Origin of the sequence: Nonomuraea deserti, from assembly GCF_004348685.1 — a bacterium.
GTDB lineage: Bacteria > Actinomycetota > Actinomycetes > Streptosporangiales > Streptosporangiaceae > Nonomuraea > Nonomuraea deserti.
In genome coordinates this window covers 1-24143 of sequence record NZ_SMKO01000163.1, presented here as the reverse complement: position 1 = coordinate 24143, position 24143 = coordinate 1, and the positions used below count along the sequence as shown (strand labels likewise).

General features: G+C 70.6%; 24 protein-coding genes. 16 read left to right on the top strand and 8 right to left on the bottom strand.

The genetic code is table 11. The features are described from left to right. The coding region (locus E1292_RS54405) for a DUF1015 family protein (RefSeq protein WP_246090617.1) at nt 1-228 on the bottom strand (228 nt) is incomplete at its 3' end. Nucleotides 229-405: 177 nt separating this feature from the next. Between E1292_RS54405 and E1292_RS38350 the strand changes: the two genes are divergently transcribed. Beyond that, complete coding sequence (locus E1292_RS38350; RefSeq protein WP_132603020.1) at nt 406-828, top strand: tetratricopeptide repeat protein; 423 nt, start codon at nt 406-408, stop codon at nt 826-828. Nucleotides 829-1319: 491 nt separating this feature from the next. Here the strand turns inward: E1292_RS38350 and E1292_RS38345 are convergent, their stop codons facing one another. Further along, a complete protein-coding gene (locus E1292_RS38345; protein WP_220447263.1) occupies nt 1320-1760 on the bottom strand; it encodes a TipAS antibiotic-recognition domain-containing protein in 441 nt (146 codons plus the stop codon). A gap of 78 nt (nt 1761-1838) precedes the next feature. Here E1292_RS38345 and E1292_RS38340 point away from each other — a divergent pair, with 78 nt between their 5' ends. Continuing rightward, on the top strand, nt 1839-2810 hold the full coding sequence (locus E1292_RS38340) for an HAD-IIA family hydrolase (protein WP_132603014.1): 972 nt from the start codon (nt 1839-1841) through the stop codon (nt 2808-2810). Nucleotides 2811-2834: 24 nt separating this feature from the next. Here E1292_RS38340 and E1292_RS38335 read toward each other — a convergent pair whose 3' ends face one another. The 3 genes from E1292_RS38335 to E1292_RS38325 form a co-directional block, all read right to left on the bottom strand. After that, on the bottom strand, nt 2835-3611 hold the full coding sequence (locus E1292_RS38335) for an ABC transporter permease (RefSeq protein ID WP_132603011.1): 777 nt from the start codon (nt 3609-3611) through the stop codon (nt 2835-2837). Further along, entirely contained in the window at nt 3608-4360 is a 753-nt protein-coding gene (locus E1292_RS38330; RefSeq protein WP_132603008.1) for an ABC transporter ATP-binding protein, read from the bottom strand. Before E1292_RS38330 ends, E1292_RS38335 begins: the two co-directional genes overlap by 4 nt. Nucleotides 4361-4431: 71 nt before the next feature. Beyond that, nucleotides 4432-4788 (bottom strand): SCP2 sterol-binding domain-containing protein, encoded by a 357-nt coding sequence (locus E1292_RS38325; protein WP_439331940.1) that lies wholly within the window; start codon nt 4786-4788, stop codon nt 4432-4434. A 115-nt stretch (nt 4789-4903) separates the two neighbouring features. Between E1292_RS38325 and E1292_RS38320 the strand changes: the two genes are divergently transcribed. The 13 genes from E1292_RS38320 to E1292_RS38255 all read left to right on the top strand — a co-directional run bounded on the left by E1292_RS38320 (nt 4904) and on the right by E1292_RS38255 (nt 18295). After that, nucleotides 4904-5101, top strand: a complete 198-nt coding sequence (locus E1292_RS38320) for a hypothetical protein (protein ID WP_132603005.1) — start codon at nt 4904-4906, stop codon at nt 5099-5101. Next, nucleotides 5098-5910, top strand: a complete 813-nt coding sequence (locus tag E1292_RS38315) for a TlyA family RNA methyltransferase (RefSeq protein ID WP_132603002.1) — start codon at nt 5098-5100, stop codon at nt 5908-5910. The genes E1292_RS38320 and E1292_RS38315 overlap by 4 nt, the downstream gene beginning before the upstream one ends. Next, the gene (locus E1292_RS38310) at nt 5907-6806 is read left to right on the top strand and encodes an NAD kinase (protein ID WP_132602999.1); all 900 of its coding nucleotides are present in this window, start codon (nt 5907-5909) and stop codon (nt 6804-6806) included. Before E1292_RS38315 ends, E1292_RS38310 begins: the two co-directional genes overlap by 4 nt. 167 nt (nt 6807-6973) lie before the next feature. Continuing rightward, a complete protein-coding gene (recN, locus tag E1292_RS38305; RefSeq protein WP_132602996.1) occupies nt 6974-8683 on the top strand; it encodes a DNA repair protein RecN in 1710 nt (569 codons plus the stop codon). A gap of 73 nt (nt 8684-8756) precedes the next feature. Further along, nucleotides 8757-9953, top strand: a complete 1197-nt coding sequence (gene steA / locus E1292_RS38300) for a putative cytokinetic ring protein SteA (protein WP_132603029.1) — start codon at nt 8757-8759, stop codon at nt 9951-9953. Beyond that, nucleotides 9950-10930 carry a copper transporter gene (locus tag E1292_RS38295; protein ID WP_132602993.1) on the top strand — a complete coding sequence of 327 codons (981 nt, stop codon included), beginning with the start codon at nt 9950-9952 and terminating at the stop codon, nt 10928-10930. The genes steA and E1292_RS38295 overlap by 4 nt, the downstream gene beginning before the upstream one ends. Nucleotide 10931: 1 nt before the next feature. Next, the gene (locus tag E1292_RS38290) at nt 10932-11795 is read left to right on the top strand and encodes a hypothetical protein (RefSeq protein WP_132602990.1); all 864 of its coding nucleotides are present in this window, start codon (nt 10932-10934) and stop codon (nt 11793-11795) included. A 72-nt stretch (nt 11796-11867) separates the two neighbouring features. Further along, nucleotides 11868-13496 carry a murein biosynthesis integral membrane protein MurJ gene (gene murJ / locus E1292_RS38285; RefSeq protein WP_132602987.1) on the top strand — a complete coding sequence of 543 codons (1629 nt, stop codon included), beginning with the start codon at nt 11868-11870 and terminating at the stop codon, nt 13494-13496. A gap of 244 nt (nt 13497-13740) precedes the next feature. Continuing rightward, nucleotides 13741-15258 carry a glycosyltransferase family 4 protein gene (locus E1292_RS54400; protein WP_246090616.1) on the top strand — a complete coding sequence of 506 codons (1518 nt, stop codon included), beginning with the start codon at nt 13741-13743 and terminating at the stop codon, nt 15256-15258. A gap of 174 nt (nt 15259-15432) precedes the next feature. Further along, nucleotides 15433-16416: a TerC family protein gene (locus E1292_RS38270; protein ID WP_132602984.1), complete on the top strand. Its 984-nt coding sequence runs from the start codon at nt 15433-15435 to the stop codon at nt 16414-16416. A 102-nt stretch (nt 16417-16518) separates the two neighbouring features. After that, entirely contained in the window at nt 16519-17172 is a 654-nt protein-coding gene (locus tag E1292_RS38265; protein ID WP_220447262.1) for a phosphatidylserine decarboxylase, read from the top strand. Next, nucleotides 17159-17983: a CDP-diacylglycerol--serine O-phosphatidyltransferase gene (pssA, locus tag E1292_RS38260; RefSeq protein ID WP_132602981.1), complete on the top strand. Its 825-nt coding sequence runs from the start codon at nt 17159-17161 to the stop codon at nt 17981-17983. Before E1292_RS38265 ends, pssA begins: the two co-directional genes overlap by 14 nt. 36 nt (nt 17984-18019) lie before the next feature. Beyond that, a complete protein-coding gene (locus E1292_RS38255; protein WP_132602978.1) occupies nt 18020-18295 on the top strand; it encodes a hypothetical protein in 276 nt (91 codons plus the stop codon). Between the two features lie 18 nt (nt 18296-18313). Here E1292_RS38255 and E1292_RS38250 read toward each other — a convergent pair whose 3' ends face one another. Together E1292_RS38250 and E1292_RS38245 are read right to left on the bottom strand one after the other, a co-directional pair. Then, nucleotides 18314-18970 (bottom strand): MBL fold metallo-hydrolase, encoded by a 657-nt coding sequence (locus E1292_RS38250; protein WP_132602975.1) that lies wholly within the window; start codon nt 18968-18970, stop codon nt 18314-18316. Next, on the bottom strand, nt 18967-19761 hold the full coding sequence (locus E1292_RS38245) for a maleylpyruvate isomerase family mycothiol-dependent enzyme (RefSeq protein WP_132602972.1): 795 nt from the start codon (nt 19759-19761) through the stop codon (nt 18967-18969). The genes E1292_RS38250 and E1292_RS38245 overlap by 4 nt, the downstream gene beginning before the upstream one ends. A gap of 228 nt (nt 19762-19989) precedes the next feature. Between E1292_RS38245 and uvrA the strand changes: the two genes are divergently transcribed. Next, complete coding sequence (gene uvrA / locus E1292_RS38240; protein WP_132602969.1) at nt 19990-22830, top strand: excinuclease ABC subunit UvrA; 2841 nt, start codon at nt 19990-19992, stop codon at nt 22828-22830. A gap of 292 nt (nt 22831-23122) precedes the next feature. Here the strand turns inward: uvrA and E1292_RS38235 are convergent, their stop codons facing one another. Continuing rightward, nucleotides 23123-23893: a DUF2306 domain-containing protein gene (locus tag E1292_RS38235; RefSeq protein WP_132602966.1), complete on the bottom strand. Its 771-nt coding sequence runs from the start codon at nt 23891-23893 to the stop codon at nt 23123-23125. Between the last annotated feature and the right edge of the window lie 250 nt (nt 23894-24143).

Genomic DNA, 24143 nt, shown 5'->3' with positions numbered 1-24143 from the left:
GGCCTCGGGTTCTGTGTCGGGGGAGGAAGGAGTGTTGTCGACGGGCTGGGGCTCGGCCTCCCGGTCGGGGGTGGAAGCGGAGGACGGATCACCGGCGGGCGAGCAGGGAAGGATGAGCCGGACGACGTTGTTGGGGTGGGAGTTGAGGAGGGCTTCTACGTCGGCGTCGGAGATCAGGTCGTACGGCGGGGAGGTCACCTTGGCTGGATCTTCGACAGCGAAACGCACGCCACGGAAGGGCCGTAGCACCAGTCCATCAGGCACCGGCAGTTCAGGAGTCCCCATACCGGGCATGCTCCCATAAATGTCTATGCCGTCCGGAAGTCGCCCCGGGGTTGCAGTCGGTCCCGTTCCGCAACAGGGCGAAACGGGGATCATCATTCAGAGATGAAGGAGTCCTCACGCATGGATCAGAGTGGCAACGTTCACGATGAGAGCTCGGGAGCTCCTGAGGGCGGTGTTTACGACTGGTATCAGCGTGGGGTGAGATTGTTGAAAGACGGCAGTCCGGCGGCGGCCGCGGCTCTGCTGGAGAGGGCCGCCGCGGCTGAGCCGGAATCACGCAGCATCTTGGAGGCGCTGGCCAGGGCGCAGTTCAATTCCCGGCAGTACGCCGAGGCTGCGGCCAGTTTTCGTCAGATCGTGGACGCCAATCCGGCTGAGGATTACGCCTATTTCGGGCTCGGATTGTCGTTGTGGCGGACCGGGGATGTGGAGGCCGCGCAGGAACCGCTGGCCATCGCGGTAGCCATGCGGCCGGACGAGCGGCATTACGTGTCCGCGTTGAAGAGCGTCCGCGCGACCCTGCGTGCACGCCGGGAGATGTAGGCGTCTGGTGAACCAGGCTGTCGCAGGACGTACGCGGCGGCCGGCCGGCTTGGTGATGTGCGTGAACGATGGCGATGTGGCGTGGGGATCTGAAGGTCGCGGATGTGTGCTGGTGGCGTGGTGTGCTCATCGGGTGACACCGGCGTGCGCGGTGGTGTTGCGCGCCTTGCTTCGCGTGTGAACGCGCAGACGCACGCGGTGTTGTACATGACAGTGGTGACGGGCTTTCCGGTGTATACGTGACGCGTTTGTGCCGTTGCTGGTGGATGGGCTGGTCGGGTGTTGTCCGTGATGGCTCGTCGTTGCAGGAGCTCTGGTGTTGTGGGTGATGGGTGGTGGTGGGCTTCTGGTGTGTGCGTGATGGCTCGTCGTTTCGCGCGCTCCGGTGTTGCGCGCAACGGCCGGTGGATACGCTTCCGGTGTTGCGGGCAGCGGCCCGGCGTCACACGCTCCCCGTGTTGTCCCCGATCCTGTCGGGCGCGATCACGGGGTTACGCGTCGTGGCGGGCGGCGTTGGCCGCGATGGCCGTCTGGAAGTAGGCGGCCAGTCCCGGCGCCGTCTCGTCGATGGAAGCGGTGAAACGGTGGTCCGCCACGTACAACTCCCCCAGACCACGGTGGATCTCGTAGGTGCAGTCGTAGCACCAGCGGGTGAGGTGGGCGCGGTGCTCTTCAGCGAGGTCCATCGCGGACTCTCCGTCCGCGGGTGCGCCCGCCCGCATGACGTCGGTCATGCGGGCGTAGATGCCGGCCGCCTCGGCCATGAATCGTTTCCAGTCCTCCTTCGTGAACGACGCGGCGCGCCGTTGCGCATCCGTCCAGGCCGGGGTGCCGCCCCAGAGCCGTTCGGCCTCCGCCGCGTGTTCGGCCGGGTTGAAATCGCCGAACAGTTCGGTGCGTTCCTCGGTAGTGAGGTTCGGTTCCGCGGACATGGTCATCCCTTCTGCGGTGGCGTACGAGGGCGACGCTAAAGTCTCACGCGACGTGAGAGTCAAACGGGAAGAGGCGCTGTGCTGATCGACGGCTATGACACCCTGCTGCTCGACCTCGATGGCGTGGTCTACCTGGGTGGTTACGCGGTGCCCGGGGCTCCGGCGGCGCTGGAGGAGGCGCGGCGGAAGGGCGTCCGGCTGGCGTACGTGACCAACAACGCCTCCCGGACGCCGGCGGCCATCGCGGCGCACCTGCGTGAGCTCGGGGCGCCCGCCACGGCCTCCGACGTGGTCACGTCGGCTCAGGCTGCCGCCCGGCTGGTCGCGGAGCGGGTTCCGCCGGGGTCGAACGTGCTGGTGGTCGGCGGGTCCGGGCTGCGGCTGGCCGTACGGGATCGGGGGCTGCGGCCTGTTTCGGCGGCCGCCGAGTCTCCTGCCGCCGTGGTGCAGGGGATCGCGCCCGGTCTGTCGTACGAGCTGCTGGCGGAGGGGACGCTCGCGGTGCGGCAGGGGGCGCTCTTCGTGGCTTCCAACGGCGACAGCACGATGCCCACGCGCCGGGGCGAGTTGCCGGGCAACGGGTCGATGGTGCGGGTGATCGCCACCGCCACCGGGGTCGAGCCGGTGTACGCGGGCAAGCCCGATCCGCCGCTGCACCGGGAGTCGATGCTGCGTACGGGGGCCCGGCGGCCGCTGGTGGTGGGCGACCGGCTCGACACCGACATCGAGGGGGCCACGAACGCCGGGGTCGAGAGCCTGCTGGTCCTGACGGGGGTGGCCACGCCGGTCGAGGTGCTGACGGCGGCGCCCCGGCACCGGCCCACGTACGTCGGGGAGGATCTCGGGGCGCTGCTGCGGCCCTATCCCGGGGTGCGCGACGGCTGCTGCGGCGGCTGGCGGGCCGAGTGGCGCGACGGCGTGCTGTGCCTCGACGGTGACGGCAGCCGGATCGACGGGTTGCGGGCCGCCTGCGACGCCGCCTGGTCCGCGGCTGGCGGCGGGCAGATCGAGGAGGGCGCCGTCAAGCCTGTGCTGGATCGCGTCGGATAGCGCCGGCCGGAGGGCGAGTCGCGGTCAGGCGATCCGTTCGCTGGTCTGGCGGGCGAATTGCCAGGCGCCCACGGCGAGGAGCAGGACGCAGGCCACGACCAGCGCCGCGAGGGACAGCGGCACGTCGCCGCTCCAGCCCCGCAGCACCAGCAGCCGGATGGCCTCGATGGCGTAGGTGAGCGGGTTGACCCTGGCCACGGCCTCCATCCACGCCGGCATGGCCGACAGGGGCACGAACGCGTTGCTCATGAACAGCAGCGGCAGCGAGACGAACCCCGTGATCGCGAAGAACGTGCCGTGCGAGGGCACCGCGCAGGCCAGGGCCATCGCCGCGGACGTGAGCGCCAGCGTCAGCAGGGCCGTCACCGCGAGGATCGCCGGCACCCCCAGCGGCCCGGACTCCGGCCGCACGCCCAGGGCCAGCGCCACCAGCAGGATCACCAGCGTCTGAGCCGCGTTCATGCCCGTCTGGAACAGGAACCGCGAAAGGATCAGCGAACTGCGCCTGATCGGCATGCTGAGCAGCTTGTCCAGATAGCCCGTCTCCTTGTCGAACAGCAGCGGCATCGCCGCCGTCACTCCGTTGCCCACCACGGTGAACGCGATGACGCCCGGCACCGCGAACGCGATGTAGTCGCCCGTCCCCACCACCCGGGGATCGACCGCGCCCCCGAGCGCACCGGCGAAGAAGACCAGCCACACGGCCGGCTGCAGCACGCTGAACAGCAGGCTGAGCCGTTCGCGCAGCGCCACGAGCAGCCATCGCCTGGACAGCGCCAGCACCTCCTGCGCCACCATCATGCGACCTCCTCCCGCAGCGCGTGCCCGGTGTGCCGGAGGAAGACCTCGTCGAGTGACGGCGCTCCGATGGCCGCCTTGAGCTCGGCCGGAGTGCCGCCGGCCACCTGCCGCCCGCGGTCGATGATCGCCAGCCGGTCGCAGAGCCGGTCCGCCTCGTCCATGTAGTTGGTGGCCAGCAGCACGCTCATGCCCTCGTCGCAGAGCGAGCGGATGTGCTCCCACATGTGATGGCGTGACTGCACGTCGAGACCGAGCGTCGGCTCGTCGAGGATCAGCAGGTCGGGCCGGTGCAGCAGGCCGCAGGCCAGGTCGAGGCGTTTCTGCATGCCTCCCGAATATCCCGCCACGAGGCGATCGGCGCTGTCCGACAGCCCCACCAGCTCCAGGACCTCGCGGGCCCTGGCCTTCACCTGCCGCCGCGGCACGTGGTAGAGGGACGCCTCGATCTCGGTCTTCTCCCTGCCGGTCAGCAGGTAGTGGCCCATGGGGGAGACCTGCTGCATCACGTAGCCGATGCGGCGGCGTACGGCTTCCGCCTCCGTCACCACGTCGAACCCGCACACCAGCGCCGCGCCCGCGCTCGGCGGGAGCAGCGTGGACAACATCCTGATCGTGGTGGTCTTGCCCGCGCCGTTGGGGCCGAGCAGGCCGAAGATCTCGCCCGGCGCGACCGCCAGGCTCAGCCCGTCGACGGCGTGGTGGTCGCCGAAGGCGCGGCAGAGGCCCTCGGTCTCGATGATCGAACGCATTGCTTAACACTATCGCCTAATAGTTAACGTGTCCATTAAACAATTGGGCGATGGTGCGGGCCGGCGGCCCCTCAGATCAGCCTGCGCAGCCGCAGCAGGTCGCCGAAGCTGGCGTCGACCTTCACCCGCCCCCCGAGCAGCGCGCGGGCCAGGTCGAGCTCCCCGTCGACCAGCGCGATCAGGTCGTCGCTCACGATCGTGAGCTTGACGTCGGCGGGCTTGCCGTCGGACGGCGGCGTCTCGGTGAACGGGTCGAGCCCCCCGTGGGTCAGGCGGCCGTAGAAGGTCACGTCGAGGTCGGAGACCCGGCAGCTGACCGTGCGCTCGACGACGTGCTTGGCACGGTCTGCCTCGTCGATCTCGTCGAACTGGTCGACGAGCCTGGCCAGTGCCGTCCGGCACTCCTCGACGCTTGCCATGGTGCGCATCCTTTCTTCCTTCGCGGACGGTAGCGTTCCACATCAGTAGCACCCCGTACGAGCTTCAACGACTGACGGGCCTGCCAAGGTCCCGGACGCTCGCCGGAGGCGTTAACGTCAAGACATGAGTGAGCTGCCGGAAGGGACCGGCGACGAGCGGGTCGACGCCATCGTGACCGGTCTCGGCCGTCTGGGCGAGCAGCCGGTGAGCGAGCACGTGGCGATCTTCGACGCGGCGTTCTCCGGGCTGGAGAGCGCGCTGGCGGCCGTGGACGAGCCGGGCGGGCAGGGTGCCGGCGAGCGGCCCGCGGGAGAGCGGTGAGCCGCAGGATCCGCCTCGACAGCGAGCTGGTGCGCCGGGGGCTGGCCAGGTCGCGCGAGCAGGCCACCCAGCTCATCGAGGCCGGCCGGGTCAGCGTCGGCGGACGGCGGGCCGGCAAGCCGGCCACCCAGGTCGACACCGCCTCCGCCATCGTCGTGGCCGACTCGCAGGACGGGCCCGACTACGTCTCGCGCGGAGCGCACAAGCTGCTCGGCGCGCTGGAAGCGTTCGGGAGCCTGGCGGTCGAGGGCCGCCGCTGCCTCGACGCGGGCGCCTCCACCGGCGGATTCACCGACGTGCTGCTGCGCCGCGGGGCCGCACACGTGCTGGCCGTCGACGTCGGATACGGCCAGCTGGCCTGGTCCCTGCGCACCGACGAGCGGGTGACGGTGATGGAGCGCGTCAACGTGCGCGACCTCACCCCCGGCATGGTCGGCGAGCCGCCCACGCTGGTCGTGGGCGACCTGTCGTTCATCTCGCTCCGGCTCGTCCTGCCCGCCCTGGCCGGAGTGGCCGCGCCGCGAGCCGATTTCGTGATGCTGGTCAAACCGCAGTTCGAAGTGGGTAAGGACCGTGTCGGGGCGGGTGGCGTGGTGCGCGATCCCGGGCTGCGGGCGAGTTCCGTGCGCGACGCCGCCGCCAAGGCTCAGGATTTGGGGCTCACCGTACGCGGCGTGATCGCGAGCCCGCTGCCGGGGCCGTCGGGAAACGTGGAATATCTCCTCTGGCTGGGCAAAGGGGAAGGCGAGCCGCCGGTCGCCGACCTCGACGCAGAGATCCAGCGGGCCGTCGAGGAAGGGCCGCAATGAACCGGAACGTGCTGGTCGCCGTACACACCGGGCGTGACGCCGCGGTCGAGAGCGCGCGCCTGGTCGTCGACCGGCTGATCGACGCCGGCATCACCGTCAGGGTGCTCGACTCCGAGGCCGGCGAGATCGGCAGCGACCGGGTCGAGGCCGTGCCGGGCGATCCGGGCGCGGTCAAGGACGCCGAGGTCATGATCGTGCTCGGCGGCGACGGGACGCTGCTCCGCGCCGCCGAGCTGGCCAGGCCGGCCCGCACGCCGCTGCTGGGGGTCAACCTCGGGCACGTCGGCTTCCTGGCGGAGGCGGAGGTCGCCGACCTTGCCACGGCCGTCGACAGCGTCGTGGCGGGCCGCTACGACGTCGAGGAGCGCATGACGGTCGACGTCGTCGCCAGGCTGAACGGGCAGGTGCTGGCCGACACCTGGGCGCTCAACGAGGTCACCGTCGAGAAGCAGGAGCGCCTGCTCGAGGTCGTCGCGGAGATCGACGGCCGGCCGCTGTCCCGGTGGGGCTGCGACGGCGTGATCTGCGCCACCCCGACGGGCTCGACCGCCTACGCCTTCTCCGCCGGCGGCCCCGTCGTGTGGCCGGAGGTCGAGGCGCTGCTCATGGTGCCCATCAGCGCCCACGCGCTGTTCGCCAAGCCACTGGTCATCTCGCCGCGCTCCACGCTGGCCGTCGAGATCCTGCCCGACACGCCGTGCGGGGTTCTGTGGTGCGACGGGCGCCGCAGGTTCGAGCTGCCGCCCGGCACGCGCGTGGAGGTCCGCAGAGGCGCCGAGCCCGTACGCCTGGCGCGCCTGCACGGCGTGGAGAGCACCGGCGCCCCCTTCACCGACAGGCTGGTGGCCAAGTTCGAGCTACCCGTGCAGGGATGGCGCGGAAGGGTGCGACCCTGAATGAATGGAAGGCAGAGCGCGTAGGATCACGTGGGCATGCACGTGGCCTACACGTGGGCATGGTGGGCCGCCCCCAGCGGTCCAGCGCCGGCAGCGGCGTCTGCGGCTGCGGGCTTCCGGACACGATCCGGGTGACCATCAGACAGGGCAGTGAACGGGAGTGGGCAGTGCGACCAAGGGTCGAGGAGGTCCGCATCCAGGGGCTCGGCGTCATCGATGAGGCCGTTCTCGAGCTCTCGCCGGGCTTCAACGTGGTCACCGGCGAGACCGGCGCGGGCAAGACGATGGTCGTCACCGGGCTCGGCCTGCTGTTCGGCGGCCGGGCCGATCCTTCGCGCATCCGGCCGGGCGCCGACAAGGCGACCGTCGAGGGCACGCTCGTCGTCCAACCGGGCGGTCACGTCGCCCAGCAGGTTGAGGACATCGGGGGCGAGGTCGAGGACGGCGCGCTGATCATCTCGCGCGTCGTCTCCGCGGAAGGCAGGTCGAGGGCGTGGCTCGGCGGGCGCACGGTGCCCGTCGGCACCCTGACCTACCTCGCCGACGACCTGGTGGCGGTGCACGGGCAGATGGACCAGCAGCGGCTGCTCCAGGCGACCCGGCAGCGCGCGGCGCTCGACCGCTACGCCGGGGACGAGCTGGTCAAGCCGCTGCGGGCGTACACGCAGGCGTACAAACGGCACAAGAAGGCCACCGCACTGCTCGAGGAGCTGACCACGAGGGCCAGGGAGCGGGCGCAGGAGGCCGACATGCTCCGCTTCGGGCTGGAGGAGATAGAGAAGGTCGATCCCAAAGCGGGCGAGGACGCGGAGCTGCGCGGCGAGGAGGAGCGGCTCTCGCACGCCGACGCGCTGCGCAGCGCCGCCACCACGGCGCACACGGCGCTGCTCGGCGACCCGATGGAGGCCGCGGGCGGCCCGCACGATGTGATCTCGCTGCTCGGCGAGGCGAAGTCGGCGGTGGAAGCGGTCCGCGACTTCGACGCCCAGCTCGCCGGGGTGGCCGACCGGCTGGCCGAGGCCGGCTACCTGATCTCCGACGTGGCCACCGACCTGGCGGCGTACGCGGAGTCGATCGAGGCGGATCCCGCGCGGCTGGCGGCGGTGCAGGAACGCCGGTCGGTGCTCTCCGGCCTGATCCGCAAGTACGGCGAGGACAGCGCCGGGGTGCTGGAGTGGGCACAGCGGGCCGCGGCCCGCCTGTCCGAGCTCGAAGGCGACGACGAGCGCATCGACGAGCTGACCCGCGAGTGCGACGAGCTGGCCGACCGGCTCACCGAGCTGGCGGCCGAGCTCACCGAGGTGCGCCAGGCCGCCGCCGAGCGGTTCGGCCAGGCCGTGACCGAGGAGCTGACGGCGCTGGCCATGCCGCACGCCAAGGTCGTCGTCCAGCTCGGCCAGAGCGAGGAGTTCGGCCCCGAGGGCCGCGACGAGGTGGAGCTGCGGATGGCCGCCCATCCCGCCGCGCCGCCGCTGCCGCTCAACAAGGGAGCGTCCGGCGGCGAGCTGAGCCGGGTGATGCTCGCGATCGAGGTGGTGTTCGCCGGCGCGGATCCGGTGCCGACGTTCGTGTTCGACGAGGTCGACGCGGGCGTCGGCGGCAAGGCCGCGGTCGAGATCGGGCGCCGCCTCGCCCGGCTAGCCCGCACCGCGCAGGTGATTGTGGTCACCCACCTGCCGCAGGTGGCGGCCTTCGCCGATCAGCATCTGGTGGTCGAGAAGGCAAGCGACGGCAGCGTCGTGCGCAGCGGGGTCGTGGCGCTCGACCACGAGGGACGGGTGCGTGAGCTGTCCCGCATGCTGGCCGGTCTGGAGGACTCCGAACTGGGCCGTGCGCACGCCGAGGAACTGCTGGGGCTCGCCGCGGCGGACAGGTGATCCTGGGTGACATAGTGGACACGCCGCGTCATGCGTGGCCCCTGCGCGGTTTCTCTCTGGCAGGATGGTCATGATGAAGGTTCCGGGGAGCAGGATGCCGGGCCTCCGCGGTTGGAAGGCCGAGAGCCTTCCCGGTGTAACGGCAGTGGCGAGAATCGACCGGCGAACCAAGAGGCTCACCAAACGCCTCCAGCCGGGGGAAATTGCGATCATCGACCATGTCGACGTAGACCGGGTCAGCGCGGAGGCTCTTGTAGCGTGCGAGGCTGCGGCCGTGGTCAACACCGCCGCCGGCATCAGTGGCCGCTATCCCAACCTAGGGCCGCAGATTCTGCTGGAAGCGGGCGTTCCGTTCATCGACAACGCCAACCAGGAGTTGTTCGAGCGGGTCAAGGACGGCGACGTCGTCCGGGTCTGCGACGGCGTCGTCTACCTCGACGACGACATCGTCGGCAAGGGCGACGAGCAGAGCGTCGAGACGGTCGAGGCCGCCATGGCCGAGGCGCGCGCGGGGCTGGCCGTCCAGATCGAGGCGTTCGCCGTCAACACCATGGAATACGTACGCGGTGAGGGCAGGCTCCTCATCGAAGGCGTCGGCGTGCCCGAGATCCGCACCTCCATGGAGGGCAGGCACGTCCTCATCGTGGTGCGCGGCTACCACTACCGGGAAGACATCGCCACGCTGCGGCCCTACATCCGCGAATACCGTCCGGTGCTCGTCGGCGTCGACGGCGGAGCCGACGCGCTGCTCGACGCCGGCTACCAGCCCGACGTGATCGTCGGCGACTTCGACTCGGTCTCCACCAAGGCCCTGACCTGCGGCGCCGAGCTCGTCGTCCACGCCTACCGCGACGGCCGGGCCCCCGGGCTCGAGCGCGTCCACCAGCTCGGCCGCGAAGCGGTGATCTTCCCCGCCACCGGCACCAGCGAGGACATCGCGATGCTCCTGGCCGACGACAAGGGCGCCGAGCTGATCGTCGCGGTCGGCACCCACGGCACGCTGGAGGAGTTCCTCGACAAGGGCCGCGCCGGCATGGCCAGCACCTTCCTCACCCGCCTGATCATCGGCAGCAAGCTCATCGACGCCAAAGGCGTGAGCAGGCTCTACCGCAGCCGCATCACCACCCCGCAGCTTCTCCTGCTGGCGATCACCGCACTGATCACCATGGGGGTCGCGCTCTTCCTCTCGCCGATCGGCCAGACCTGGCTGAACGGCCTGCAAGACGCCTGGAACGCGTTCATCTTCTGGCTGGTCGGACTCTTCTCGTGATCGATTTTCGTTACCACCTCGTCTCCATCGTCGCCGTCTTCCTGGCATTGGCGGTGGGAATCGTGCTGGGCACCACGCTGTTGCAGGAGCCTGCGGTCAAGTCGGCGCAGGAGATGACGGCCGCGCTCACCAAGACGAAAGAGGAGCTGCGCGGGCAGATCGACACGTTGCAGGGCCGCGAGGCCGCCAACGACGCGCTCATCACCTCCATGACGCCCGACATCGTGGCGGGCGACCTGGCCGGGCAGAGCGTGCTCCTCGTCGAGACGCCCGGCTCCAGCACCACGATCCGCGAGGCGGCGCAGCAGGTGCTCGGCCAGGCGGGCGCGGAGATCTCCGGGCGCGTCACGCTGACGGAGAAGTTCCTCGACCCCAAGGGCACCGGCGTGCTCGACGGCCTGGTCAACCAGCTCAAACCGGCCAACATGATCTTCCCCGAGACCGCCACCGCCTGGGACCGCGCCGCCACGTTGCTCTCCGCCGCCCTGGTCACCACCGACCCCACCCAGGTCGGCACCCCCAACGCCGCCACCACCGAGGTGCTGAGCGCCTTCGAGACGGGAGGGCTGCTCAGCGTCGAAGGCGACCCCGGCAAGCGGGCCACGCTCGTCGTGGTGCTCGCGCCGGAGAAGCCGTTCGAAGGGGAGAGCGCGGAGGCCCAGGCGGGGGCGATCGCCTCGATGGCCGACGGGTTCGACGTGGGCGGCAACGGCACGGTGCTCGCCGGAGGCCCGGCCGCCGCCACCGCCGTCCCCGGCGACCCGATCGGCCACACCCGCGACGACAGCGACATCGCCAAGCGCGTCACCACTGTCGACGCGGGCGACATGCCCCTGGGCCGCGTCGTGATCGTCCAATCCCTCCAGGAGCAGCTGGCCGGGCGCTCCGGTCACTACGGCGTGGGCATCGGGGCGTCGGCCCCCATGCCGGCGGTGCCGTCCGCCACTCCATCCCCCACCAGCGAGTCAGGGAGCTGACATGCCTGCCAGCCGGGCCCGTAGCATGCTCTACGCCCTAGCAGGGGCCGCGATCGGCGCCGTCGCCGCCCGCGCCGCCTACGCCGCGTTCACCCGCAACCGGCCGGCCGAGCTGAGCGGCCGGTGGACACGTAAGAACCATCGCGGCGAGCCCATCACCCTGCTGGAAGGCCCCGCGTTCGTCGCCGGCGCGGGCGCCGCCGCGGCGCTCACACCCGGCATCCCCGGCCGCGTACGCGCCGCCGCGCTGCTCGCGGGCGCCGGCAGCGGCGCTCTCGGCGCCTACGACGACCTCTACGGCACCACGGCCTCCAAGGGCTTCAAGGGACACCTGACCGCGCTCGCCCGCGGCGAGGTCACCAGCGGAGCCGTCAAGATCCTCGGCATCGGCGCCACCGGCATCGGCGCCGCCGCCCTCGTCTCCAAGGGTCCCGCCGACACGCTGGTCAACGGCGCGGCCATCGCCGGCGCAGCCAACCTCGCCAACCTCTTCGACCTGCGCCCAGGCCGCGCCATCAAGGTCGGCCTGCTCACCGGCGGGCCGCTGCTCGCCGCCTCGGTCCTGCGCGACTCGCCCGCCGCCGCGGCGCTGACCGCCGTCCCGCTCGGGGCCGCGGCCGCGCTGCTGCCCGACGACCTCGGCGAGCACGCCATGCTCGGCGACGCCGGTGCCAACTCCCTGGGCGCGCTGCTCGGGCTCGCCGCGGTGACCGGGCTCGGCAGGCCCGGCCGCTACGTCCTGCTCGGCACCGTCGTGGCCCTGACCGCGGCCGCGGAGAAGATCAGTTTCACCAAGGTCATCGCCGGCAACCCCGTGCTCAACCGCCTCGACATGATGGGCCGCCGTCCCGTCGACCCCGCGTGACCCGCCGGCCGCGTTTGTCGGTACGACCTGCCAGGATGTCTGCGTAAGCATGATCGTGCGCGGGGAGGCGGCGTGCGGGTGGTGACGGCGCGGGGCGTTGCCGGCGGTGCCCTGCTCATCGGGGCGCTCACGGTGCTGGCACGCATCGCCGGCTTCGCCAAGCAATATGCCTTCGCACAGACGGTCGGCACCAACTGCCTGTCCACCGCCTACATGACGGCCAACCAGATCCCCAACATCGTGTTCGAGGTGGTCGTCGGTGGCGCCCTGGCGGGGATGGTCGTTCCCGTCCTCGCGGGGGCGTCCGGGCGCGGTGCGGACGCGGCTGACGACGGCGGGCCCGGCGAGCGGGCAGGGAGGATCAGCTCGGCGCTGCTGACGTGGGTGGTCGTCGTGCTCGTGCCGCTGGGCGTGCTCACCGCGCTGCTCGCCGAGCCGATCACCGGGCTGTTCTTCGGCGACGTCATCGACAACTGCCGCGATGCCGGCGCCGTGACGGCCGTCGCCACCCGCATGCTGGTCATCTTCGCCCCCCAGATCCCCCTGTACGGCGTCGCCGTCGTGCTCTACGGCGTGCTGCAGTCGCACAAGCGGTTCGCCGGGCCCGCGGTCGCGCCTCTGGTGTCCAGCATCGTGGTCATCGTGGCCTACCTGCTGTTCGTGCCGCTCAGCGGCGGGATCCGCGATCCCGCCGAGGTGCCGCGGGCGGCCGAGCTGGCGCTGTCGATCGGCACGAGCCTCGGCGTGCTGTCCCTGGTGCTGGCCGTGGCCGGCCCCGTGGCCCGCCTGGGGCTGCGGTGGCGGCCCACCTTACGTTTCCCCGGCGGCGTGGCCGTGCAGGTGCGCAGGCTCGCCCTGGCCGGGATCGCGGCCCTCCTCGCCCAGCAGGCTGCCATGATCGTGGTGCTGCTGCTGTCGAACAACGCGATCGGCAACGGCGCCATCACCGTCTACAACTACGCGTGGGCGATCTACCTGATGCCGTACGCCGTGCTGGCCGTGCCCATCGCCACCAGCGCGTTCCCCCGGCTGTCCGCGCAGGCCGGCGACCCGGAGGCGTTCTCGGCGCTGGCCGCGCGCACGACGCGGGCCGTGGTGCTGGTGTCCGGGCTGGCCGCCGGGGTGCTGGCCGCCGCGTCAGGACCGGGTGCCGTGGTGTTCCTCGGGGCCAGGAGCGAGGTGCCCGCGCCCGAGCTGGCCGCGGCGATCGCGCTGTTCGCGCCCGGGCTGGTGGGCTACGGGCTCATCGCGCACGCGAGCCGGGTGCTGTACGCGGCCGGCCGTGGCCGGGCGGCCGCCACCGGCACCGTGGTGGGATGGATGGTGGTGATGGCCGCGCAGGTCGTCCTCGTGCTGCTGCTGCCCGAAGGGTGGAAGATCGGTGGGATGGCGCTCGGCATGAGCGTGGGCATGAGCGTGGGCGGGGCGCTGCTGCTCGCCTCGGTCGTGCAGGCCCGGGGGCGCGGCGCCGTGACTGGGCTCGTCAGAGCCGTCGGCGCCGCCGCTGCCGGAGGGACGCTGGGATACCTGGCGGGGTCATCCGTGGCCGGTTGGCTGGAGTGGGGCGGCGGCTGGGCAAGCCTGGCGGCCGCGGTGGTGGCGGCGGCCGTCGCGCTGGCCGTCGGCGTCGCCGTCGTGGCCCTGGCGGACCGGCCCGACGCCGCCGCCGTCGCCGAGCTGCTGCGGCGCGGGCGGACGTGACCGGCGGGCAAGGTGTGATGGTGCGCCGGCTGCGCGAGGCGCGGTGTTCTGCGGTGCGCGTGCCGGCCGGTCATGAGCAGGCACGAATGGGGACCGGGCACGTGCGGCGAGCAACGTGTGCGGCGTGTGGCGAGTCGGCGTGTGCGGTGGTTGGCGGGCGCGGCCAGAGCGTGTGCGGCGGGCGGGCGTGTGTGGTGCGTTCAGGTGTGTCGGCGGGTCAGCGAGGAAGGAGAGGGTCGTGCGGGTGGCTTTCGTACTGGGCACCACGTCCGGAGGCACCGGGCGGTATGTCCTGACGTTGGTCGAGGGGCTGGTGCGGCGGGGGCACCGGGTGCTCGTGCTCGGGCCACGCAGCGTGGAGGAGCAGTTCTCGTACGCCGGGGCCGGCGCGCGTTTCATGGAGGTCGCCGTCGCCGATCGGCCGCATCCGGTCAACGACCTGCGCGCCGTGCTGGCGATCAGGCGGCTCACGCGTGACGCGGACGTGGTGCACGCCCACGGGCTGCGGGCCGGGGCACTCGCCGCCCTGGCCAGGCCGGGCACGTTGGTCAAGCGGGGCACGGCGGCAGGCCCGGACGCGGTGACGGCGCCGGGTGTGGTGGCGGCGCCCGGTGTGGTGGCGGCGCCCGGCGTGGTGGCGGCGCCGGGTGCGGCCGCCGGTCCCGGCGGGAGCTCCGGGACGGTGGTCGAGTCGAGCGGGGCGGACCGTCCGGGCTCGCGGGGAGCGGGGCGCCTGGGGAAGGCCGGTGGGCGAGGGCGGAGCGCGCCCAGGCTGGTGGTCACGTTGCACAACGCGCTGACCGCCGGAGGGTTCGTCGGGGTCGTCTACGGGGTGCTGGAGCGGCTCGTGGCCAGGGGAGCCGGTCGAGTGGTCGTGGTGTCGCCCGACCTCGGCACGCGGATGACGCGGCTCGGCGCCAGGGACGTGCGGGCCGCGGTGGTGCCCGCGCCCGTGCCGAGGCCGGCCGAGCGCACACCCCAGGAGGTCAGGGACGCACTGGATGCCGGCGAACGGCCGATCCTGCTGACCGTCGCCAGGCTCGCCCAGCAGAAGGGCCTCGAGACGCTGCTCGACGTCGCGGCCGGGCCGTGGGAGGAGGACCGCGCACCTGAGCCTGCCGCAGAGCCCGCGCCTGCACCTGCGTTTGCGCCCGTACCTGAGCCCGTACCTGAGCCTGAGCCTGAGCCCGTACCTGAGCCTGAGCCCGCGCTCGCGCCTGAGCCCGCGCCCGCGCCCGCATCTGAGTCTGAGCCTGAGCCTGAGCCAGGGCTTGGGGCTGGGGCCGGGACGCGGGCGGGTGGCGCACGCGGCGCCGCGAGGGCGCCCCTGTTCGTGGTGGCGGGGGACGGGCCCCTGCGCGCGCAGCTGCAGCGGAGGATCGACGCGGAACGTCTTCCCGTGCGATTGCTGGGACACCGGAAGGACGTGCCCGACCTGTTGCATGCCGCCGTCGCCCTGGTGATGCCGAGCCGCTGGGAGGGGCAGCCGCTGACCCTGCGGGAGTCGCTGATGACGGGCACACCGGCCATCGCATCCGATGTCGGGGGGATTCCGGAAATCTTGGGCAACGCTGGAATTCTGGTCACATATGGGGACGTGGAGGGCTTGCGGAGGGCCGTACGGAAGCTGCTCGCAGAACCGGGAGCTGCGGAGGCGCTCGCCGCGGAGGCCGAGCGGCGGGGCCGGGAGATGCCCGGTGAGGACGCCGCCGTGCGGAGCGTGCTGGCCGTCTATGGCGGGGAAGATCCCAGGGATGATTAGGCGGGCTCAGGGCGTTCTCGTATACTGCCTGGGTTAGGGAGGGGAGTATCCCTTCGCGACAGCCTCGTCATCACGGTGCAGCCCCGCTCCACGGGGCCCCCGGGGCTGCCGGTCCGCAGGAGACGCGGGCGGGAGAGACCTCCGGCAATGATTCGTGTATGCCGGAGGGTTTGAGTGAGCGTACCCGCGTGGGCCTGGATCGCCGTGATCGGCGGTCTTCTTGTTGTATTGGCCGTTGATCTGTGGATCGTCGACCGTGGTGAAGCCCGTGAGTTCTCCATGCGGCAGGCCGGCTACTGGGTGACATTCTACGTCGCCCTGGCCGCCGCGTTCGGTGTCCTGTTGTGGACCACGTACGGCGGCGACAAGGCGGGTGAGTTCTTCGCCGGCTACATCACCGAATACAGCCTGAGCATCGACAATCTCTTCGTCTTCTTCATCATCATGGGCAAGTTCGCCGTGCCGCGGGCCTACCAGCACAAGGTGTTGCTCGTCGGCATCGTCCTCGCGCTCGTCATGCGCGGCATCTTCATCGCGCTCGGCGCAGCCGCGCTCCAGCGGTTCAGCTGGCTCTTCTACGTGTTCGGCGCCTTCCTCATCTACACCGCGGTCAACATCGTCCGTGATCACGTCAGGGGCAAAGAGGAAGAGGTCAACGAGAACATCCTGCTCCGGTGGGTGCGCGGGGCGTTCCCCACCACCGAGGGGTACGTCGGGTCGAAAGTCACCGTCAAGATCGACGGCAAGCGCATGGTGACGCCGATGCTCATCGTGATGGTCGCGATCGGGAGCACGGACCTGCTGTTCGCCCTCGACTCGATTCCCGCCATCTTCGGGCTCACCAAGGATCCGTTCATCGTCTTCACGGCTAATGCGTTCGCCCTGATGGGGCTGCGTCAGCTGTACTTCCTCCTCGGCGGGCTTCTGCAGCGGCTCGTCTACATCAGCTATGGTTTGGCGTTCATCCTCGGGTTCATCGGGGTTAAGCTGGTTATGGAGGCCTTGCATGCCAGCCATGTCTCCTGGGCGCCCGAAATTCCTATCTGGGTGTCGCTCACGGTCATCGGTGCCACTATGGTCATCACCACCGTGGCGAGCCTGGTCAAGGCCCGTATGGACACGCGCAAAGGCGAGGCGGCTCATTCAGAGCAGGTCTAGCTGTTGGGCTTCGTGGCGCTTTGCTTGTGTAGTTGCGCTGTGTCATAGTTGCTAGCTTTGTAACATCACAGCAAAGCGCCCAGTCCAGTCCACCACCAAAGGTTGTACGTGTCCGATTCTGCCAAGTCGAGCCGCGCAAAATCTGTCAGGCTCGCACGCGGGGTCTCCCCGTGGCTCTTCCCCACAGCGGCCGCGGCGGCCGCCACCGCGTTGTTGACGCGCAGGGACCGGCGATGGGCGCTCGCGGCGGTGCCGCTGGGCGCGCTCACCGGGGGCATGCTCTGGTTCTTCCGCGACCCCGACCGCACACCGGGTCAGGGCCGCATCCTGTCACCCGCCGACGGCGTGGTCCAGAGCATCGACCCGTGGCCGGACGGCCGCACCCGAATCGCGATCTTCATGAGCCCGCTGAACGTTCATGTCAATCGGGCCCCCCTTGCGGGAAATGTCACATCCGTGCAGCATGTGCCAGGTGGGTTCCTGCCGGCGTTCAACAAGGACAGCGATCAGAACGAGCGCGTGGTGTGGCATTTCGAGACCGCGCTGGGCGACATCGAGATGGTGCAGATCGCGGGCGCGGTGGCGCGCAGGATCGTGCCGTACCTGAGCGCGGGCGCGAAGGTCACGCCGGGCGAGCGAATCGGGCTCATCCGGTTCGGTTCGCGGGTCGACATCTACCTTCCCGAAGGTATTACTCCTGCGGTGTCCGTGGGGGAGAAGACAGTTGCGGGGGTGACCGGAATTGACCGCGGCTGACGCCGGTAGTTGGCAGGCGGATGAGGAAGAGCCTCGTGGCCCCGTCGGCAAGGCGTTCCGCCTGTCCGCCGCCGACTCCCTCTCGCTGGGCAACGCGGTCTGCGGGTTCATGGCGGTGTGCGTCCTGGCCTACTCCGCGATCATGCAGCTCCAGATGGCCGGCGGCCCGTTCGTGCCCAATCCGAGCTATTTCGCCACCGCCATCGTGCTGCTGCTCATCGGGGCGACGTGTGACCTGTTCGACGGCCTCGTCGCGCGGCGTTTCCGCGCGTCGGCGATGGGCGCCGAGCTCGACAACCTGGCCGACGTGATCAGCTTCGGGTTCGCGCCCGCGTTCATGGTCGTGATCTGGGGCGGGTTCACTGATCAGGTGCCGTTCACCGCGGTGCTGGTCGCGGCGGCGTCCGTGCTGGTCGCCGGGGTCGTGCGGCTGGCCAGGTTCGCCTGCGTCAAGACCAAGAGCGGTGACTTCATGGGCCTGCCGATCCCGATGGGCGCCATGACGGTGATCTCGATCGTGCTGCTGTTCCAGCCGAGCATCTACGCGCTGCTGGCCGTCCTCGGCGTGGCGTGGCTGATGGTCAGCCGGATCGAATATCCCAAGCCGAAGGGCCAGCTCGCGGCGGTCGTGCTCGGTTGGATCATGGTGAACGTGGCGTTCCTCACGTTCTGGGTGGCCTGGCCGGAAGGGGGCGACCTGCCGATCAAGATCGGTGCGAGCATGCAGATCGCGCTCGTGGCGGCGATCCCGCTCCGGATGCTCTTCTACAAGCGCGAACTCCGTAAAGAAGCCGAGCGCATCGGCAACTGATGGGATTTTCCGCCCGCCTTCGGATTTGATGGAACCATGCCGGCCCAGCCGCGCGAGCACACGCGCACCTATTTCCTCGGCAAGCTGGCCGAGGAGCTGGAGCAACGCGGGCTGACCGCCACCCTGCGGTCCTACCCGCCGGCGTTGCGGATCAGCGATCCCGACACGATCCTGCTGGCCGAGACCGTCGACTGCGTACCTCTCTCGGAGGGCTGGTTCTACCGCTGGTCGTGGGGCGAGCTCGTCGGCCTGACCGACGATCCCGCCCTCGCGGCCGAGCGGATCGTGCATGTGCTCGCCGCCCGGCGGTGACCCTGTCCGGCGGCGCGACTACCAGCCGCGGGCCTTCCACTCGGGCAGCGCGGGGCGCTCGGCCCTGAGGGTCGTGTCCTTGCCGTGGCCCGGATAGACCCAGGTCTCGTCGGGGAGGCGGTCGAAGACGCGCTCCACCACGTCGTTGTAGAGCTGGGTGAAACGCTCGGGGTCCTTCCACGTGTTGCCGACGCCGCCGGGGAACAGGGAATCGCCCGTGAAGAGGTGATGACCTGCCTCGCCGCCGTCGTAGAGCAGGGCGATCGACCCCGGTGTGTGCCCCCGCAGGTGGACGACCTCCAGGCTGACCGCGCCTGCGGTGATCGTGTCGCCGTGCTCGACCGTGCGGTCGACCGGCACGGGCAGCGCGGGCGCGTCGAGCGGATGGGCGATCGTCTGGGCGCCGGTCACTCTGACGACCTGCTCCAGCGCCTGCCAGTGGTCGGGGTGCTGGTGCGTGGTGACGACCGCGCGGATCGGCTGGTCGGCGATCAGCGCCAGCAGGCGGTCGGAGTCGGCGGCCGCGTCGATGAGCAGACCCTCGCCCGTCTCCGTGCAGCGCAGCAGATAGGCGTTGTTGTCATAAGGGCCGACGGCGAGCTTGGAGATCGTGAGCGCGGGCAGCTCTCGCACGTCGGCGGGGCCACCGACCTGGACGTCACCTGTATAAGTCATGGGTAGTCCTCCGGGGGCGTCGCGGGCAGATGAGCGGGGGCCGTAGCCGTCAGCCACGGCGGCGGCGCCGGAAGCGCCGCCGGTTCTGGTGTCGACAACCGCCCCATGGGCACCAGCGTAACGCCCTCGCCGCCCGACCTGCCGGTGAGCCAGGCCAACACGGCCGCGGGGGGTCCCTCGACGGCAGGCCCGGAGCCGAGCCGCGGCCACCTGGCGACGATCCCGCCCGCCGGGCTCCTGAGGACGATTTCGCTCACCGTGCCGTCGTCGCGTGGCCAGCACGCCCGGCAGTCGTGGAGCTCCCGGATGACGAACGGCTCCGGCCAGTCCGCCGGGCCGTACCCGGCGTCGAGGTCCACGTGGTGGAAACCGACCTCGCGCAGGCGGCGTACGAGGAGGTACCAGGCGGGGTGCGGAGGCGGGCGCATGCCCTCCACCTGCGCGGACCAGCACTCGCCCGGCATGTCGCGGATCGCGGCGGCCACGCGGGCGGCTCCCTCCTCGAGGTCGGCCAGGTGGCGGGCGACCGGGCGGGCGGCCGCGGCCTCGATCGCCGTGGCCCTGGCCTGGAGCGAGGGGTACTGCGGGGTTCGTACGCCGGTCCTCGCCCAGGCCAGGAGGTTGAGGTGGGAGCCGGCGTTCTGGGCGACGTGGGCGAGCACGTGGCCCCTGGTCCAGCCGGGCAGGAGGGAAGGGGCGGCCAGGTCGGCGTCACTGAGCGACGCGGCCGTGGCCAGCAGCCGGTTGGTCGCGGCGGAGAGTTCGGCTTGGAGCGCGGGTAGGACCACCATGTCTGGATTTTTCATCATTTCGGGTGTCCCCGCTGGATCGGGGATGAAAGCAGCAGGTCAGAAGGTTGAGCGGTGAAGGGCTCCTGCGAGGTGGGAGATGGCCGTAACCTGTGATGGACGCGTTTCGGGAGCCGGTCACTCGCACGTGAGTCCGCGCCGCCGAAATTGTCGGAGCCCCCGTCTACCATCCGCCGTGGACCTATCCGCCTTTCGACCTCCGGGATCGCCGTGGCAGACCGCCTGATCGTGCGTGGTGCACGAGAACACAACCTCAAAGACGTCTCGCTCGACCTGCCGCGAGACTCGCTGATCGTCTTCACCGGCCTGTCCGGCTCCGGGAAGTCGAGCCTGGCCTTCGACACCATCTTCGCCGAAGGCCAGCGGCGCTACGTCGAGTCGTTGTCGGCCTACGCCCGCCAGTTCCTCGGTCAGATGGACAAGCCCGACGTCGACTTCATCGAGGGCCTGTCACCCGCGGTGTCGATCGACCAGAAGGCGACCAGCAAGAACCCCCGCTCGACGGTCGGCACGATCACCGAGGTCTACGACTACCTCAGGCTGCTGTGGGCACGCATCGGCAAGCCCCACTGCCCGGTGTGCACCCGCCCGATCGCCAGGCAGACCCCGCAGCAGATCGTCGACCGGGTGATGGACCTCGAGGAGGGCACCCGGTTCCAGGTGCTCGCCCCTGTCATCAGGGGCCGCAAGGGCGAATACGCCGAGTTGTTCCGCGAGTTGCAGACCAAGGGCTTCGCGCGGGCCAGGGTCGACGGCACCGTCGTACGCCTGGAGGAGCCGCCCACCCTGAAGAAGTACGAGAAGCACGACATCGAGGTCATCGTCGACCGCCTATCGGTCAAGGAGTCGGCCCGGCGCAGGCTGACCGACTCGGTCGAGACGGCGCTGCAGCTGTCCGGCGGCACCATCACGCTCGAGTTCGTCGATCTCCCCGAAGACGACCCCAATCGCGAGCGCTTCTACTCCGAGCACCTCTACTGCCCCTACGACGACCTGTCGTTCGAGGAGCTGGAGCCGCGCTCGTTCTCGTTCAACTCGCCGTTCGGCGCCTGCCCCGAGTGCACGGGCCTGGGCACCAAGATGGAGGTCGACCCCGACCTGGTGGTGCCCGACCCCGAGCGCACACTGCGCGACGGCGCGCTGCACCCGTGGTCCGGCGGCCACACCAGCGAATACTTCAGCAGGCTGATCGAGGCGCTGGGCCACGCGGTCGGATTCACCCTCGACACGTCGTGGGAGAAGCTGCCGAAGAAGGCGCAGAAGTCGCTGCTGTACGGCCACGACGAGCAGGTGCACGTCCGCTACAGCAACCGTTACGGCAGGCAGCGCTCCTACTACACGACCTACGACGGCGTCATCCCCTGGGTGCAGCGCAGGCACGCGGAGGCGGAGAGCGACGCGGCCCGCGAGCGGTTCGAGGGCTACATGCGGGAGATCCCGTGCCCCACCTGCAAGGGGGCCAGGCTCAAGCCGGTCACCCTCGCCGTGACGGTGGCGGGGAAGTCGATCGCCGAGGTGGCGGCGATGTCGATCGGCGAGTGCGCGAAGTTCCTGGCCGCGCTCAAGCTGTCCGACCGCGACATGCAGATCGCCGAGCGGGTGGTCAAGGAGATCAATGCCCGCATGGGCTTCCTGCTCGACGTCGGCCTCGACTATCTCACCATGGACCGCGCGGCCGCGACCCTCGCCGGCGGTGAGGCCCAGCGCATCAGGCTGGCCACCCAGATCGGCTCCGGCCTGGTCGGCGTCCTTTACGTGCTCGACGAGCCGTCCATCGGCCTGCACCAGCGCGACAACATGCGCCTGCTCGACACGCTGGTCAGGCTGCGCGACATGGGCAACACGCTGATCGTCGTCGAGCACGACGAGGACACGATCGCGGCGGCCGACTGGGTCGTCGACATCGGGCCGGGCGCCGGCGAGCACGGCGGCCAGGTGGTCGTCTCCGGCACGGTGCAGGATCTGCTCACCAGCGAGGAGTCGCTCACCGGGCAATACCTGTCGGGGCGCAGAAGCATCCCGATTCCCGCCAACCGCCGTAAGCGCGACAAGAAGCGGCAGATCACCGTCAAGGGCGCGCGCGAGCACAACCTCCAGGGCGTCGACATCGAGTTCCCGCTGGGCGTGTTCACGGCGGTGACCGGCGTGTCGGGCTCCGGCAAGTCGACGCTGGTCAACGACATCCTCTACAACGCGCTGGCCAAGGAGCTCAACGGCGCCCGCACGGTGCCGGGGCGGCACTCGCGGATCAACGGCATGGACCAGGTGGACAAGGTCGTCCACGTCGACCAGTCGCCCATCGGGCGCACGCCACGCTCCAACCCGGCCACCTACACCGGCGTGTTCGACCACGTGCGCAAACTGTTCGCGGCCACGTCCGAGGCCAAGGTGCGCGGCTACCAGCCGGGGCGTTTCAGCTTCAACGTCAAGGGCGGCCGCTGCGAGGCGTGCGCGGGCGACGGCACGATCAAGATCGAGATGAACTTCCTGCCCGACGTCTACGTCCCCTGCGAGGTCTGCCACGGCGCCCGCTACAACCGGGAGACGCTGGAGGTCCACTACAAGGGCAAGACGATCGCCGAAGTGCTCGACATGCCGATCGAGGAAGCCCTCGGGTTCTTCGACGCGATCCCCGCGATCAAGCGCCACCTGCAGACGCTCAACGACGTCGGCCTGGGCTACGTGCGTCTCGGGCAGCCGGCCACGACCCTGTCCGGCGGCGAGGCGCAGCGCGTCAAGCTCGCCTCCGAGCTGCAGCGGAGGCAGACCGGCCGGACGATCTACGTGCTCGACGAGCCGACCACCGGCCTGCACTTCGAGGACATCCGGCGGCTGCTCGGCGTGCTCGGGCGGCTGGTCGACGGCGGCAACACGGTGATCGTCATCGAGCACAACCTCGACGTCATCAAGACCGCCGACTGGATCATCGACATGGGGCCCGAGGGCGGGTCGCGCGGCGGCACGCTCGTCGCCAGCGGCACGCCGGAGGAGATCGCGCTGGTGGACGAGAGCCACACGGGGCGGTTCCTGCGGAGGATCCTCACACACTGACCTCCGTACGAGCGGCGCATCGCCGGGCGGCGACAGGGGCGCGCCCGGGCGTGGCGTGGTCCGGCTGGGCGTGGTCTGGCTGGGTGTGGCGTGGTTCTGGCCGGGCGTGGTGATCTGGCGTGGCGTGGCCTGGCGTGGCGTCGTGGCCTGGCATGGCGTCGTCTGGCTGGGTGTGGCGTGGCCTGGCCCTGCGCGGCGGTTGCCGCGCCGTGGCTGATGAGTGGGTGGTGGTCGCCGTGCCCGACCCTGGTGCGCGGGCAGCGCGGGGTCGCGGTGGCAGGGCTCGGGTGGTTCAGCCCTGCGGCGTCCGCAGGTCCGCGGTCACCGGCGTCGCGGCCGCGTGCCTGCGGGCGAGGCGGCGGCGCTTGGCGGCGTCGCCTCGCTCCAGCCACCACTCGGCCAGCAGCAGCGGCAGCACCCAGCCCAGCCAGGCGCTCAGCGCCGCCACCGTGCTCCCCATGGCGGCCTCGTCGCCGCCGAACGCCGTTTCCGATTGCGGCATGAACAGGACGACCAGCATCACGCCGTAAAGACGGTTCGTGATGATGGACATGGTCAGGGCGAAGCTGCGCACCATCCACCTGCGGTGATCGACGAACCTGCGCTGCCTGGCCATCCGCCATCCGGCGAACGTGCAGCCCAGCCAGAGCAGCGCCAGCAGCACGTTGCTGACCATGGTCACGGGGCCCCACGGGGTGGCCACCCCGACCACCAGGCCCATGACCCCGCTGGGAAGACAGCCGCCGAAGACGTACACGCGGCCGATCCAGCGGTGCGCCCGCGGATGACGCGCGCGGAACCAGGGCCAGATCTGCAGGCAGCACGTGATCATCGCCACCGAGCCGAACACGACGTGTAGCGAGAGGACGACGAAGTGCGGCGGGAAGAAGTCCGGTGCGGGAACGCGTGACTGGCTCGGGTCCAAGGACAGGTACGGCGGGAGCGAGAACGCCAGGAACGCCGCCGCCACCACCATCAGCGGCGCCACCCAGGGACGCCGCCACCATCGGGGCCTGGCGGGCGCGGCAGGTGAGGCGGGCGGCTGTGTCGCGGAAAGAGTCATGACCGCAGGTTCGGCGCCACCGCTGACCGCGGGCCTACCACCCGCTGACCGGACCGAGGGGTCAGGCCCATAAAGTTGATTCTCGACAGCGGCCTGACCTGCAGGGGGTCAGTGGCGACGCGAAGGGTCGGCAGAACAATGACGGTTACGGAGTCGGGCGGAGCCATGCCCGGAAACGGGCACGAGCCGGCGGCCGGGCAGGGGTGCGCGCCGGCGACCGGGTGGGGGCACGAGCCGGGGGCAGGACCTG

What these genes read in the sequence shown, in the direction of transcription:
- E1292_RS38350 (WP_132603020.1), top strand. Translation starts at nt 406, where the DNA reads ATGGATCAGAGTGGCAACGTTCACGATGAGAGCTCGGGAGCTCCTGAG.
- E1292_RS38345 (WP_220447263.1), bottom strand. Translation starts at nt 1,760, where the DNA reads ATGTCCGCGGAACCGAACCTCACTACCGAGGAACGCACCGAACTGTTC.
- E1292_RS38335 (WP_132603011.1), bottom strand. Translation starts at nt 3,611, where the DNA reads ATGATGGTGGCGCAGGAGGTGCTGGCGCTGTCCAGGCGATGGCTGCTC.
- E1292_RS38330 (WP_132603008.1), bottom strand. Translation starts at nt 4,360, where the DNA reads ATGCGTTCGATCATCGAGACCGAGGGCCTCTGCCGCGCCTTCGGCGAC.
- E1292_RS38325 (WP_439331940.1), bottom strand. Translation starts at nt 4,788, where the DNA reads ATGCGCACCATGGCAAGCGTCGAGGAGTGCCGGACGGCACTGGCCAGG.
- E1292_RS38320 (WP_132603005.1), top strand. Translation starts at nt 4,904, where the DNA reads ATGAGTGAGCTGCCGGAAGGGACCGGCGACGAGCGGGTCGACGCCATC.
- E1292_RS38310 (WP_132602999.1), top strand. Translation starts at nt 5,907, where the DNA reads ATGAACCGGAACGTGCTGGTCGCCGTACACACCGGGCGTGACGCCGCG.
- steA (WP_132603029.1), top strand. Translation starts at nt 8,757, where the DNA reads ATGAAGGTTCCGGGGAGCAGGATGCCGGGCCTCCGCGGTTGGAAGGCC.
- E1292_RS38290 (WP_132602990.1), top strand. Translation starts at nt 10,932, where the DNA reads ATGCCTGCCAGCCGGGCCCGTAGCATGCTCTACGCCCTAGCAGGGGCC.
- E1292_RS38255 (WP_132602978.1), top strand. Translation starts at nt 18,020, where the DNA reads ATGCCGGCCCAGCCGCGCGAGCACACGCGCACCTATTTCCTCGGCAAG.
- E1292_RS38250 (WP_132602975.1), bottom strand. Translation starts at nt 18,970, where the DNA reads ATGACTTATACAGGTGACGTCCAGGTCGGTGGCCCCGCCGACGTGCGA.
- E1292_RS38245 (WP_132602972.1), bottom strand. Translation starts at nt 19,761, where the DNA reads ATGGTGGTCCTACCCGCGCTCCAAGCCGAACTCTCCGCCGCGACCAAC.
- E1292_RS38235 (WP_132602966.1), bottom strand. Translation starts at nt 23,893, where the DNA reads ATGACTCTTTCCGCGACACAGCCGCCCGCCTCACCTGCCGCGCCCGCC.